Annotated in this window: 8 protein-coding genes; 3 read left to right on the top strand and 5 right to left on the bottom strand. The window is 63.6% G+C overall.

Annotated features, from left to right (window positions below):
* Positions 1-165: 165 nt before the first annotated feature.
* Complete coding sequence (locus tag C2I35_RS02370; RefSeq protein ID WP_103761403.1) at positions 166-546, bottom strand: hypothetical protein; 381 nt, start codon at positions 544-546, stop codon at positions 166-168.
* Between the two features lie 854 nt (positions 547-1,400).
* Here C2I35_RS02370 and C2I35_RS21800 point away from each other — a divergent pair.
* Positions 1,401-5,393 (top strand): Hint domain-containing protein, encoded by a 3,993-nt coding sequence (locus C2I35_RS21800; protein WP_170067099.1) that lies wholly within the window; start codon positions 1,401-1,403, stop codon positions 5,391-5,393.
* Between the two features lie 115 nt (positions 5,394-5,508).
* Positions 5,509-5,649, top strand: coding sequence for a hypothetical protein (locus C2I35_RS22060; protein WP_170067098.1), 141 nt, complete (start codon positions 5,509-5,511; stop codon positions 5,647-5,649).
* A gap of 110 nt (positions 5,650-5,759) precedes the next feature.
* On the opposite strand, the gene C2I35_RS02360 is transcribed toward C2I35_RS22060, so the two are convergent.
* Entirely contained in the window at positions 5,760-6,359 is a 600-nt protein-coding gene (locus C2I35_RS02360; protein WP_103761402.1) for a nucleotidyltransferase family protein, read from the bottom strand.
* 31 nt (positions 6,360-6,390) lie between these two features.
* Entirely contained in the window at positions 6,391-8,808 is a 2,418-nt protein-coding gene (locus C2I35_RS02355) for a GcvT family protein (RefSeq protein ID WP_103761401.1), read from the bottom strand.
* Positions 8,809-9,088: 280 nt separating this feature from the next.
* On the opposite strand from C2I35_RS02355, the gene C2I35_RS02350 reads away from it, so the two are divergent.
* A complete protein-coding gene (locus tag C2I35_RS02350; RefSeq protein ID WP_103761400.1) occupies positions 9,089-11,521 on the top strand; it encodes a GcvT family protein in 2,433 nt (810 codons plus the stop codon).
* A gap of 249 nt (positions 11,522-11,770) precedes the next feature.
* Here C2I35_RS02350 and C2I35_RS02345 read toward each other — a convergent pair whose 3' ends face one another.
* Both C2I35_RS02345 and bmt read right to left on the bottom strand, forming a co-directional pair.
* Positions 11,771-12,895, bottom strand: coding sequence for a mandelate racemase/muconate lactonizing enzyme family protein (locus tag C2I35_RS02345; protein WP_103761399.1), 1,125 nt, complete (start codon positions 12,893-12,895; stop codon positions 11,771-11,773).
* A gap of 137 nt (positions 12,896-13,032) precedes the next feature.
* Complete coding sequence (gene bmt / locus C2I35_RS02340) at positions 13,033-14,055, bottom strand: betaine--homocysteine S-methyltransferase (RefSeq protein WP_103761398.1); 1,023 nt, start codon at positions 14,053-14,055, stop codon at positions 13,033-13,035.
* Positions 14,056-14,074: the final 19 nt, after the last annotated feature.

Raw genomic sequence — 14,074 nt, 5'->3', positions numbered from 1 at the left:
CTCGAATGCTTCCAAATTCCCCGCCTTGACGTGCGTACCGGATCAGATCCGGCCTTGGGGTGCCAATGATTTCCTGGATTGATGTGGGGCCATCTGTCCCGGCCTGCAATGAGACCGGGAGCGTGGCGGCCCAGTCTCAAGGGCCGCCAGTTTGACTCGGGTCGCTTACTTCGACTCGTCTTCGTCGCGGAACATGTCAGCCATGTCCATCTCGGGGTTGTTCTCGCACTCTTCCTTCAGCACGACCATCAGTTCCTCGTCCGACCCGGTCGCAGCAGCGCGCGCGGCAGCGCGGCCGCCGATGTCATCGTCAGGGTCGCCGAGTTCGTCCGTGGCGCTCGACGCGTCCGTGTCGGCTCCTTCGTCTGCACCGACCGCTTCGTCACGAATGTTCTCGCGGCCGCCCATGGTCTCGAATGCCTCCATTTGACCAGCGTCGTCCATCTCGCTGAATTCGGCGCAAGTCACCGCGTAGGCGGGCTGCGAAAGGGCAATGAAAAGGCCGAGGACCGAGGTGGTTTTCAGAAACGTGTTGCTCAAAGTCATGTAAAACTCCCGTTTTCAGGTTTAACCGCCCCATGCACCATGCACTCAAAACGTAAACCTTCAGGCCAAAAACGCGCCGGGGTGTGAACATGTTCCGGCCACGTGCCGCCGAATTCCGAATGTGCGATCCGTCCTGTCGCGGCTCGTGCGGCGTCTTGAACGATTCGACCGCCTCATTTGAATTAAATTTTGCGTCGATTCGCTCAAATTGTGGCGTCACCGTTTCCGGATCGTGGATATTCGTCGTTTCTGAAGGCGATTGACGCTAGGTCAACAAACAGCCACGCGTTTGTTTCACCCAAGTCTCGACACAATCCGACCATGGTTGCCTTTCGTCCGATTTGGAAACGGCAATCTACCTTTGATTGTTTTTCGCGTCGGCGGAAAAAGGCCGAGTCCTTGTTTTTAGGGCTGCTGCGCGGATACTCGCCGAAGGGTGCGCGGAAACAATAACTAGAACGTGTTTTGCAGGCTGCCTTAATTCGCCGCTTCGTCGTGGTTTTTTGCAAATTGCTCGGACAGTTTTCTGACAAATTTCACTTTGTGGCGCACATCACATCTCGTAAAACGAACTCAGCCCAACTGGGGGGCGATGTCTGTAGGTCACGGGGGCGACCGCACGAAACGCATCATATTAGGTGCGGAAAGGTGCGATCGTCGGGCTGCTTTGGCAGCAGACTGGTAGCGAATGTATGCGGAGTGCGAACTCCGCGACGTTCCCGCGTGATATGCGGGTCTTTCCCTCCTGATAATCGAGGTCCGTGCAGGTTGCCCCTGGCCGTCACGTCGCTGGCTTTGGGAATGGTTTTGGTCTGGCGTCGCCGCATGTGCGGTGATGCCGAATGGAGAAGACGATGTCGAATTTTGATCCAAGCTCGGTCACTGGCCTGATTGGCCTGTGGGATTTTAAAAGCGGTGCTGAAAAGAAAGATACCGGCCTGGACGACGGTGTTGCCCAGAACGCGACACACGGCGATGGCAACGCCATCAACGTCAGCTTTTCCAACGACCAGCTGATCGTGGGCGCGGGGAGCAACTCGCACCCCACCGTGCTCGATGTCAAAGCCGACCCGTACTCTTCTGCGGATGACGAACAGTTCAACCTGGATCGCGGCACCATCGAGACGCAGTTCACGCAGTTTTCGCACTCGGGCAGCTCCGAAGACGTGATCCTGTCGCGCGGCGAAAAGAACATCGACAATCATGACGAGGGCTTCTTCGAAATCCGCGTCACCAACGATGGCAAGGTTCAGACCTACCACAACACCAACGACGGCGACGCGGTCGCCACCCTGTCCACCTCGAAGGACTTTTTCGAACCGGGCGACCTGGTCAACGTGAAATATTCCTTCGATGTCGATACCGGCGCCACTCTGACGGTCGAGAACCTGACAACCGGCAAGACCGAGACAATCGAGAGCGACGAGAAGGGCCTGACCTTCGACCTGACCGACAATGACGACGAGGAATTCAGCTTCGGCGCGCGCGAAGTGGACGACGGACATTACGACAAGGAATTCCAGGGCGCGATCGACTACGTGGCGCTCTACGAGGAATCCAAGGCAAGCCCCGATGGCGCTGTCGACGGCGAGGAGTTCGGCGAGGACATGGACCTCGGCTATGACGACTCCAACGCGCCCACCGACCAGGGCGGCGACAAGATCACCGATGGCGCCGACCTGATCTATGGCAATGGCGGCGACGACACGATCAACGGTGCTGGCGGCGATGACACCATCTATGGCGGCACCGGCGGTGAGAAGGGCTTCAACGGACCGCGCGAAAGCTTCAACTGGGACAAGGTCTCGGGCGCTCAGGCGGACAGCACCGTCACCCAGGACACCGGCAGTGTGGATGTGACCTATACCCGCATCGCGGATACGGGGAACCACGTAAGCGATGTCGACAACCACACCAACCTGAACACCGCCGGCATCGACACGGGCGGCGAGTCGATCGACACCGACAGCTCGCTGCTCTCGGAAACCGGCGGCAAGGGCAATACCGGCAAGTTCCAATGGGAATTTTCGGAAGTTGTCGGAAACGTTCAATTCAACATCAATGACCTCGACGGTGACGGCCTTGTGACCGTGAAAGCCTACGACGCCGACAACAACCCGATCGAGGTTGTCCTGACCGGTGGCAAGGACATCAATATCACCGGCAACGTCGCCGACGCGGATGGCCCGTACCAGAACGTCAACGACCCCGACACGACCGTCAATGTCTCGATCGCGGGGCCGGTATCGCGCGTGGTGGTCGAGCATACGCAGAACGGCTACGACAATTCCGGCATCCACATCACCGACATGTATTTCGACACCGGCTATAGCCTGGGTGACGATGGCAACGACGTGATCACCGGCGGCGCCGGCGCGGACGAGATGTACGGCGAGGGCGGCGACGACACCTTCATCGTCTCCAGCGGTGCGGACGGCGACGGCGACAAGGTGGTCGGCGGCAACGGCCCGGATGACACCAAGGACAACGACACGCTGGACCTGCGCGGCGCGGGCCAGGTGACGATCGTCGACTCTGCCGACTCCAGCGATGCCGGCGCCCGGAAAGGCACCGTGACCTTCGAGGACGGCTCGGTGCTGGAATTCAGCCAGATCGAGACGATCCTGACTGATCCGCAGCGCGACGGTGTCGTCGACGGCGAGGAAACCGGCGAGGTCATGAACCCCGGCTACGACGACAGCAATGGCCCGACCGACGGCGGCGGCGATATCATCGACGGTCCCGACGGGCTGGATGACGTCATCGAGGGCAATGGCGGCGACGACACGATCAATGCCGGCCTGGGCGACGACACGGTCGACGGCGGCACCGGCGCGGACGTGATAGTCGGCGGTGCGGGTACAGACTCGATCACCGGCGGCCAGGGCGATGACGACATCGCCGTGGGCGGCAATGACAGCGCCTGGGGCGGCACCGGCGACGACGAGTTCACTGTCGACGCCACCGATCCGGCGGCAGATATCGACGCCACCATCTACGGCGGCTCGGACGGCACCGACGGCAACCCCGACGGCCCGGAAAACGGCAACGAGGGCGACATCCTGAACCTCGGCGACCAGACCGACGATCTGACCGTCACCCTGGAAGACGCCGATCCCGAGAACGGCACGGTCAACGGCCTGGATGCCGACGACACGCCCGACATCACCTTCGAAGAGATCGAGCGGATCATCACCGGCAGCGGAAATGACACCATCGACGCCGAGGATGCCGACGGCCCGATCGACGTGGAAACCGGCGCAGGCGACGACAGCGTCGACGGCGGCAACGGCGACGACAAGATAGATACCGGCGACGGCAACGACACGGTCTATTCCGGCGACGGTTCGGACACGGTCGATGGCGGCCACGGGGACAACTACATCGACACGTCGCTCAACAGCGGTCTGCCTCTGCCCGATGACGGCTTCCCGTCCTACGGTCCGTTCCCGGCCGTCCCGGCGGATGCCGATCCCAACGACGACCGCGATCTGGTCAATACCGGCAACGGCAACGACACGATCTATACCGGCGATGATAACGACACGATCAATGCCGGCGCGGGCGACAACTATGTCGACGGCGGCCTTGACGACGACGAGATCACCACGCTCTGGGGCGCCGACACCATCGTCGGCGGCGAAGGCGACGACACGATCTCGTCCGGCGCGGGCGACGACCTCATCTATGGCGGTCTCGACCCCAATGTCGTGCCCTTCGACCAGGTCAACATCCCCGACGCGCCCGATGGCGGCAGCTACGGCCCCGACCCGGACGAAAGCAACGGCAAGGATCTGATCAATGCCGGGGCTGGCAACGACACGGTCTATGGTCAGGACGATGACGACACCATCTTCGGTGGCGGCGGCAGCGACCTGCTCTATGGCGGTACCGACGACGACCTGATCTATGGCGAAAACGGCCGGGACACCATCTACGGTGGCCAGGGCGCAGACACCATGTACGGTGACGCCGGCTCGGACGAGTTCCGCTTCGATGCCCGCGAGGAAGCCTTCGGCGACGAAATCGACGGCGGCACCGAGGATGGCGACAACGACCCGACGACAGACAACGAGAACGACCAGCTTTACCTGCAAGGGATGGGCCGGTTCGAGATCGTCCAGAGCGACGGCGTCACCCCGCTGGACCTCACCACGCCGAACGACCCGGACGGCAACAGCTTTACCGGCCAGGTCAACTTCCTCGATGCCAGCGGCAATGTCGAAGGCACGCTGAAGTTCACCGAGATCGAGGACATCATTCCCTGCTTCACGCCGGGAACGGTCATCGCAACGCCGAAAGGTGAGCGTCTGGTCGAAGACCTGCGCGAAGGCGACAAGATCATCACTCGCGACAACGGCCTGCAAGAGATCCGTTGGGTGGGCCGCCGCGATCTGTCGGGGCAGGAGCTGGTCAGCGCGCCGCACCTGCAGCCGGTCCTGATCCGTGCCGGTTCGCTGGGCCACGGCCTGCCGGAACGTGACATGATGGTCTCGCCGCAGCACCGCCTGCTGATCAACAACGAGAAGTCGGCGCTCTACTTCGAGGACCGCGAGGTTCTGGCAGCCGCCAAGCACCTCACCGGCATGGAAGGTGTGACCTCGGTCGAGGCCAGCTCGGTCAGCTACATCCACTTCATGTTCGACCAACACGAGGTGGTGCTGTCCAATGGCGCCTGGACCGAAAGCTTCCAGCCCGGCGACACGGTGCTCGACGCGATGGGCAACGACCAGCGCAACGAGATCTTCGAGCTCTTCCCCGAATTGTCGGAGGCAGAGGGCCTGAAGGCCTACACCGCCGCACGCCGGTCGCTTAAAAAGCACGAAGCCCGGCTTCTGGTCAAGTAACAGCTTTGCAGCCGACCGGTCCTTTCGGGGGCCGGTCACATGGAATCGGTTGCGGGGGCTGACTCGAGTTCCAGTAAACAATCCCGGCCATTGGTCGGGATTGTTTCGTTCTGGCGTGGCACAGGAAAGCCGGGACGAGATCCTGGCGCTCTTTCCCGAACTCGCCAAGCCGGCGGGACTGGAAAGCTACCAGGCGGCCCGCCTGTCGCTCAAGGCGCACGAGGCGAAGCTGCTGGTCGAACAGTCCCTGCGCTAAAGCGTTTCCCGGTGAACCTGACGTGCAGCTTGTCGCGAAACGCAGCCCAACAGCCAATCGTTGCGCGCGTTCTGCTTTTCGCTGATGGCTCAGGTCAACGGCGAAACGCTTTAGCCTTTCGCCGACCGCCAGTCCGCCCAGGCTTCGGGCGTATCCAGATCCAGCGTGGCCCTGGTCCCGCCAAGGCGACAGGGCCGTATCTTTTCCGGCCCGATCACCTCCCGCGCGCCGGTATCGCCGCTCAATGTGACCAGCGCCGGCAATAGCCGGGCGGGCAGGAGGGTCGGATGCCCGAAACGCCCCTCCGCGTCCGTGGCGCGGATCACGTCGCCGGGATGGTCCGCGTGCAGTGCCGCCACCGCGCGCATGTCATCCGCATCCAGGTCGGGCATGTCGGGCAGTACGATCATCAGCCCGCTCATGTCCCGTTCCATGGCCCAGCCCGCCGCCACGCGCAGCGACGCACTGAGGCCGCTGGCAGCATCGGGGACTGGCCGTCTCTCCAGTCCCGCGTTCGCCGCGACGTCAAGGCTGGTAGCGCGCGCCCCGGAGACGGTGGGCAGGGTAACAAGAACAGGTAAACCGAGGCTTAAGGCCCGCCGGGTTTGCCGCAGCAAAAGCGGCACAGCGTCGACTTCCTCCAACAGCTTGTCGCGCCCCCGCATCCGCGAGGAAGCGCCCGCTGCGGGCAGAACGATCCCCAGTGTCACCGCTGCCAAACCCCAAGCAATTGATCCCGTCTTACCCTCGCATCCGGGTCATGTCGGGGTCAAACAGATGCTCTGTCAACAGCTTTGCGGCGCACATCTCGCCCAGGATCTCGATCTCGGCCTCCAGCCCCGGCTTGGCGTTTTCCGCCGGGATCAGCGCCAGGGCGATGGATTTCTCTGCGTGGTGCGAATAGCCGCCCGAGGTGCAGAACCCCTGAACACTGCCTTCGATCCAGACAGGCTCGTAGCCGTTCACATCCGCATCCGTCGCATCCACCTCGAACGCCACCAGCGCCCGCTTCGCGCCTTCGGCCCGCTCTGTCTCGGCCGCCGCACGCCCGATGAAATCGGCGTTTTTCCTGAAGCTGATGAAGCGGTCCATGCCCGTCTCGCCCGGCGTGTAATCCGGCGAAAACTCCGACAGCCAGGACCCAAAGAACCGATCGAGCCGCAGCGACATCATCGCGCGCATTCCGAAAGGCTTCAGGCCAAGGTCCTGACCCTTGCTCCACAACTCGTCCCAAAGCGCCCGTTGCGCCATCGGATCGCAATAGATCTCGAAACCGAGGTCGCCGGTATAGCTGACCCGCTGCACCAGGCAGTCGACCATGCCCACGGAAATATGCCGCAGATCCATGAACGCCATGTCGGAAATATCCGCCCGCGTGCAGGCCGCAAGCAGATCCCGCGATTTCGGGCCCGCGATCTGAAACCCGTTCAGGCGGTCCGAGATATTCTCGACCGTCACGCCCATTTCCGCGTTCTGCTCGAACCAGCGCATGTGATAGGCCTGTGCGCCGTAGGACGCGGTCAGCTGGAACGCCTCGTCCGACAGGCAGGACACCGTGAAATCCCCGATCAACCGCCCCGCATGCGACAGCATCGGCGTCAGGCTGATGCGTCCCGGCTTCGGGATGCGCCCCGCCATGATACGGTCCAGCCAGTCACGCGCGCCGGGGCCGGTCACCAGGTATTTGCCAAAGTTGTGAACCTCATTGATTCCAACGCCTTGCCGGACGGCCTTCACCTCGCGCGCCGTGGCGTCCCATGCGTTCGAGCGGCGGAAACTGGGCGTCTCGAATCGCGGCTCGTCGCCTTGGGCGAAATAGTTCACGACCTCCAGCCCGAACTGGTGCCCCCAGACCGCGCCCATACCGTCAAAGATGTCGTACATCGGCGTCGTGCGGAAGGGGCGCGCGGCGGGCAGTTCCTCGTTCGGATAACTGACGGAAAACCGCTTCTGATAGTTCTCGATCACCTTGGGCAGGGTATAACCGGGCGTGATCCAGTCGCCATATCGTGCCACGTCCATCGCGCTCACGTCGCGCTCGCATTCCCCCTCGACCATCCACTGCGCCAGCATCAGGCCCACACCGCCGCCCTGGCTGAACCCGGCCATCACGCCACAGGCCGACCAGTAGTTGCGCAGGCCCGGCACAGGCCCCACCAGCGGGTTGCCATCGGGGGCAAAGGTGAACGGCCCGTGAATGACCGACTTCACCCCGGCGCGCTCCAGCGCGGGGAATCGTTTGTAAGCAAAATCAATGGATTGCTCGATCTTGTCAAAGTCATCGGGCAGCAGCTCGTGCCCGAATTCCCAAGGCGTTCCATCCACGGCCCAGGCGCGGCAGGGCTGCTCGTAGAACCCGATGCACAGGCCACGCCCCTCCTGCCGCAGGTAGCTTTCACCGGCCGGGTCCATGACATGCGGATGCTCGCCCCCCGCGTCGATGATCGCGGCAATCTCGGGCACTTCCTCGGTCACGAGGTACTGATGCTCCATCGGGAAGGTCGGCACGAATACTCCGGCCATCGCCCCCACCTCGCGCGCCCAGAGGCCTGCCGCGTTGACCACATGCTCGGCCAAAATGGTTCCTTTGTCCGTTACCACTTCCCACGACCCATCCGGTTTCGGGTTCGTTTCCAACACCTTGCAATGCGTCTCTATCGTGGCGCCGCCCATCCGCGCGGCCTTGGCATAGGCATGGGTCGTGCCCGACGGGTCCAGATGGCCGTCCAAAGGGTCGTAAAGCGCGCCGATGATGCCGTCGGTATTCGTGATGGGTGCAATTTTGCGCACCTCCTCGGGGCCGACGATCTCGGTCTCAAGCCCCATGTAGCGGTGCTTGGCCCGCTCAGCGAGCAGCATATCAAACCGGTCGCGGTTGTCGGCAAGGGTGACACCACCCACGTGGTGCAACCCGCAGGACATGCCGGTGATCTCTTCCAACTCCTTGTAAAGCTTGATCGTGTAGCCCTGAAGCGCCGCCATGTTGGTGTCGCCGTTCAGCGTGTGAAAGCCCCCCGCGGCGTGCCACGTGGACCCCGAGGTCAGGTCCGACCGCTCGATCAGCATCACGTCCGACCAGCCCAGTTTCGTCAGGTGGTAAAGCACGCTGCATCCGACAACGCCGCCGCCGATCACGGCCACTCGGGTGGTGGTTTTCATGGGGTGTTCCTTTCGGTCTGCCGTTGCGTCCAGACTGTCTGGTTGCGGACGGGCGGCATGTCCGTTTGCGACAGGTATTGTCGCTAAAGACGGGTCGGGCGATTGTGCGAAGCAGGGTGAATGCGTCACCGCGCATTTCCGCCCCCTGCCGCAAACCGTAACCCCTTGTCGGAAACGGCATGACAAAAAGCCATCACACGACCGATGATGTCGGGAACCGACAAACGCGGGCCGTCCCGGTGGGGCAGTGTGCCGCCAAACAGTCAGATAGGAAGACGAGATGAAGACTCATGCACAGGCCGTTGTCATCGGAGGGGGCGTCATCGGATGCTCGGTGCTCTACCACCTGACAAAGCTTGGATGGACAGACGTGGTGCTGCTGGAGCGCGACGAGCTGACCTCCGGCTCCACCTGGCACGCGGCGGCCAACATCCACGGCCTGCACGACAGCGCCAATATCAGCCGGCTTCAGCACTACACGATGAACCTCTACAACAGTCTGGAGGAGGAAACCGGCCAAAGCTGCGGCGTCTTCCAGCCCGGCTCGCTCTACCTCGCGCAGACCGAAAACCGCGAGCACCAGCTGAAGCTTCAGGCCGCCAAGGCCGAACTCTACGGCATGAACTTCCACGAGATCACCCGCGAAGAGGCCGAGGAAAAGCACCCGCTGGTCAATTTCGACGGCATCCGCTGCATCATGTGGGAGCCCGATGGCGGCAACGTGGACCCGTCCGGCGTGACCAACGCCTATGCCGTGGGCGCCCGCCAGCGCGGCGCGGAAATTCACCGTTTCACGCCGGTCACGGCCACCACGCAGAAGCCCGACGGTACCTGGATCGTCGAGACGCCCAAGGGCAATATCGAAACCGAATGGGTCATCAACTGCGCCGGTCTCTGGGGCCGCGAAGTGGCCAAGATGGCGGGCATCGAGGTGCCGCTGCAACCCACCGAGCACCAGTATTTCGTGACCGAGACGATTGCCGAGATCGACGGCATGGACCGCCGCCTGCCGTCGGTCGCCGACCGCGACGGCGAATACTACCTGCGGCAAGAGGGCAAGGGCCTGCTGATCGGCGCTTACGAGCGTGACATGCGCTTCTGGGCCGAGGACGGCACGCCGCTCGATTTTGCGCATGACCTTTTCCCCGACGACCTGGAACGCATCATGGAAAACGTGATGCGCGCGATGGACCGCGTGCCGGTCGCCGCCGAGGCCGGGATCAAGCGGGTCATCAACGGCCCGATGATCTGGTCGCCCGACAGCAACGTGATCCTCGGCCCCGTGCCGGAGCTCAAGAACTACTTCATGGTCGGCGGCATCATTCCCGGGTTCAGCCAATCCGCCGGCATGGGCCTGATGGTCAGCCAGTGGATCGTCGAGGGCGAGATGAAATACGACATGTTCGCCTGGGACATCGCGCGCTTCGGCCTCTGGGCCAACGACCGCAAGTTCGTCAAGGCGAAGGTCGAGGATGTCTATGCCCACCGCTTCGCCATCCATTACCCCAACGAGGAACGCGCCGCGGGCCGCCCCCTGCGCACGCGCCCCGTCTATGAAATGCAGAAAGAAATGGGCGCGGTCTTTGGCCTGAACTACGGCTGGGAACACCCGCAATGGTTCGCCGATGAACCCGGCACGAAAGACACCAACGGTTTCATCCGCCAGAACTGGTGGGCACCCGTGGGCGAGGAATGCAAGATGCTGCGGGACCGGGCGGGTATCATCGATATCTCCAACTTCGCCAAGTACCACGTCAAGGGGCCGGGGGCCGAGGATTGGCTGAATGCCGTGTTCGCCAACCGGATGCCCAAATCCGTGGGCCGGTCGTGCCTGACGCCGCTGATCGGCGTGCGCGGCGGCATCGCGGGCGACGCCACGGTGACGCGCGTGGCCGAGGATGAATTCTGGGTCGTCTCCTCGGGCATGGCCGAACGCTATCACAAGCGGTTCTTCGACATGGTCCCGCTGCCCGAGGGCACCACCTTCGAGACCAAAACCGAGGCCATGTGCGGCTTCAACGTCGCCGGGCCGAAATCGCGCGAGATACTGCAACGCCTGACTAACGAAAGCCTCGCTACCGAGGATTTCCCCTTCATGCGCTCCAAGATGATCGACATCGCGGGCGTCGAATGCCTCGCCCTGCGGGTCAGTTTCACCGGCGATCTGGGGTGGGAGCTGCACTGCAAGACCGAGGACCAGGAGAAGCTCTACAAGGCCCTTCTGGAAGCGGGCAAGGAATTCGGCGCAGGCCCCGTGGGCGCGCGCGCGCTCATGTCCATGCGGGTCGAAAAGGGCTATGGCTCGTGGAGCCGCGAATACTCGCCCGAATACTTCCCGCACGAGGTCGGCTTCAAGCCGCTCTGCAAGATGGACAAGGACTTCCTCAACAAGGCCGCGGCGGAAAAGGCGATGGCCGAGCCCACGCGCGAGGAACTGGTGCTGATCCATATCGACGAGGAAGACGTCACCGCCTCCAACGCCGACGCCACGGGTGGCGAGCCAATCCGCGATGCCAATGGCACCCCCGTTGGCCGCGTCACCTCGGGCACCTATGGCTACACCGTCGGCATGAGCCTCGCCCTGGGTTACGTCAAGTCCGGCACGGTCAAACCCGGCGATGACGTTCAGGTCATGGTGCTGGGCCGCCCGCACAAGGCGCGCATCCTGCACGAGCCGCCATTTGACCCCAAGGGCGAAAAGCTGCGCGCCTGAGTCAAGTATCGTCTACGCCGGTCAGGGGTATTGAATCCCTGACTGGGCGCAGGCGGCTCACGCCGATATCGGTATGGCGAAAGAACTGGTTCGGACGCCATGCGTATCGGTTTGACGGTTTTTTGAACGCGCTCCGCTCGGTTCTTTCCGCACCGGGGCCGGCAGTGCGCGTTGTCGCGGTGCCGAGCCTGGTGCGACCTCGAAGGGCGGTTTACCTGCAGCGTAGGAAAGCGTGGGTTGTCACCCCCCCTACGCCTGTGAGGCCTCGAACCGCTCATGTGCCCGGGCAACCACGTCCCGATCCAGGCTCAGGCCCAGCCCCGGTTTGCCTTCCAGCGCCAGCTGTCCCTTGACGGGGGCCACCTCCGGGCCCTCCAGCACGTTATCTTCCAGTAACTGCCACATGATCTGGTTGCCATCGTCGAGGTTCGGAATTGCGCGGCCCACGTGATGCTCGGCCACGGTGGTGATGCCGGTGGTCATCGAGGAATGGATGCAGATCTTCAGCCCCGCCGCCTCGGCAATCGCGGCGGCCTGCATCATCGGGCGCAAGCCGCCGATCTCGCGTGGGCCGACCGCGATCATGTGCGCATGTCCGCCGCTGGTCGCACGGTACACCTCGTTCAGCGTGAAAACCGACTGGTCCGCGCCGATGGCGATCGGGCTTTGCCGCGCGACCTGTCCCAGCGCCTCCAGCGCGGTCGAGGGCGTGGGCTGCTCGATATACTCGATGTCGAACTCGGCAAGCCGGGTAATCATCCGCAGCGCCAGCGCCGGATCCCACGCCTCGTTCGCGTCCAGCCGCAGGCGCGTGTCGCCGATGGCCGCGCGCACCGCCCGCGTGGCGGCGATATCGCGCTCCGGCTCAATCCCGACCTTGAGATAGATAACCGGATGGCCCGCCGCCACCGCGGCCCGGGCATCGGCGGCCAGCTCCTCGACCGTCTCGCCCTGCAGGAAATGGAAGTACCCCACGTCGGCGCGCACCGCGCCGCCCAGCAGGTCCCACACCGGGCGGTCCGTGGCCTGTCCCTGCAAGTCCAGCGCGGCCATGTCGAACCCGCTCATCAGCTGGTTGGCGTAGCGGGGCATGTTGCCGCCAAAGGCCAGGAAATTGGCGCGGTACGCCTCGGCCATGATCTGCCGGGCCTCGAAAACCGAGCGGCCGATGAAATGCCGCGCCAGCTTGCGCAAGACCATCGCCTGTGCCGCGGCATCGGGCGCGGTCGTGGTCTCGCCCACGCCAACCGCGCCGTCCTCTCCGATCAGTTCGACAAGGTTGACGTGAAACCGCGTCTCGACGCCCTGCGACCAGACATAAGGGCGCTTCAGCGGCAGCGCCAACGGGGTGACGCGGATATCCGTGATCAGCATGTCGTGTCCTTACGGCAGGGCAGGTGCGGCGCAGTCTTGCCCACCTATCTGTCGGCTGTCCAGTGCCCGAGACCGGGCGCCGCCAGCATTCCCGACCGCCGTTGCCGGGTCTCAGACGCGAGGGCAGGGTCCGCGCGTCAGCCGCGCCGCCGCCGGTTGCGTCGCGTTGGCTGGGGCGTGTCGCCGCTGTTGTCCTCGGTGCCGTCCACCGCCGAGGAAAACGGCCCCAGCGCATTGGTGATCTGGTCCAGCGTCGGGCGGTCGCCACGCGGCCGCGTCTCAAGCGCCTCGCGCATTTTCGACAGGTGTTCGGGCATGGTGCCGCAGCAGCCGCCGATAATCGTCGCACCGGCATCACGCGCCAGCACGGCGTAGTCGGCCATCAGGTCGGGCGTGCCATTGTAATGGATATGCCCGTCCACGTATTTCGGGATGCCCGCGTTGCCCTTGGCCACGATCGCACGCTCGGTGCCTTGTGCCACGAATCCCAGCACGGTGCGCATCAGGTCCGACGCGCCGACGCCGCAATTCGCGCCAAAGGCCAGCGGTTTGTGATCCAGTTTTTCCACCATCACCGCCATGTCGGCCGAGGTCAGGCCCATCATCGTGCGCCCGGCGGTGTCGAAACTCATCGTGCCGCACCACGGCATGTCGGCCAGCTTGAACGCCTCGGCGGCGGCCTTGTATTCCTCGGGGGCGCTGATCGTCTCCAGCCACAGCACGTCCGCGCCGCCTTCCTTCAGCCCCTCGGCCTGCTCGTGAAAGATTTCCACCGCCAGCTCGTGGGTCAGGCTGCCCATCGGTGCCATGATCTCGCCGGTGGGGCCGACGGACCCGGCCACAACCACGGGGCGGTCGCGACGGTCGGCCACCTCGCGCCCTATCTCCGCCGAGATCCGGCTCAGTTCACGCGCCCGCTTCTGCGCGCCGTGCAGCTTCAGCCGCGCGGCATTGCCGCCGAACGAGTTCGTCAGGAACAGGTCGCTGCCCGCGTCCACGGCCATGGCGTACAGCTTCTCGATCCGGTCCGGATGCTCGACATTCCACATTTCCGGCGCGTCGCCCGAACTCAGCCCCATGTTGAAGAGGTTGGTGCCCGTGGCTCCGTCCGCGAGGATCCAGTCCCGCTCGGCCATCATTTTGCTCAATGCGTTGGTCATGCGCAGCCCTTTGCGATGT

The organism is Roseovarius confluentis (assembly GCF_002917925.1).
GTDB classification, from domain to species: domain Bacteria; phylum Pseudomonadota; class Alphaproteobacteria; order Rhodobacterales; family Rhodobacteraceae; genus Roseovarius; species Roseovarius confluentis.
Note: the sequence above shows the minus strand (reverse complement) of the source record. Positions and strands in the feature narration are given on the sequence as shown.

Coding starts and splice junctions, on each gene's coding strand:
- C2I35_RS02370 (WP_103761403.1), bottom strand. CDS start 546: ATGACTTTGAGCAACACGTTTCTGAAAACCACCTCGGTCCTCGGCCTT.
- C2I35_RS02355 (WP_103761401.1), bottom strand. CDS start 8,808: ATGAAAACCACCACCCGAGTGGCCGTGATCGGCGGCGGCGTTGTCGGA.
- C2I35_RS02345 (WP_103761399.1), bottom strand. CDS start 12,895: ATGCTGATCACGGATATCCGCGTCACCCCGTTGGCGCTGCCGCTGAAG.
- bmt (WP_103761398.1), bottom strand. CDS start 14,055: ATGACCAACGCATTGAGCAAAATGATGGCCGAGCGGGACTGGATCCTC.
- C2I35_RS02350 (WP_103761400.1), top strand. CDS start 9,089: ATGAAGACTCATGCACAGGCCGTTGTCATCGGAGGGGGCGTCATCGGA.
- C2I35_RS21800 (WP_170067099.1), top strand. CDS start 1,401: ATGTCGAATTTTGATCCAAGCTCGGTCACTGGCCTGATTGGCCTGTGG.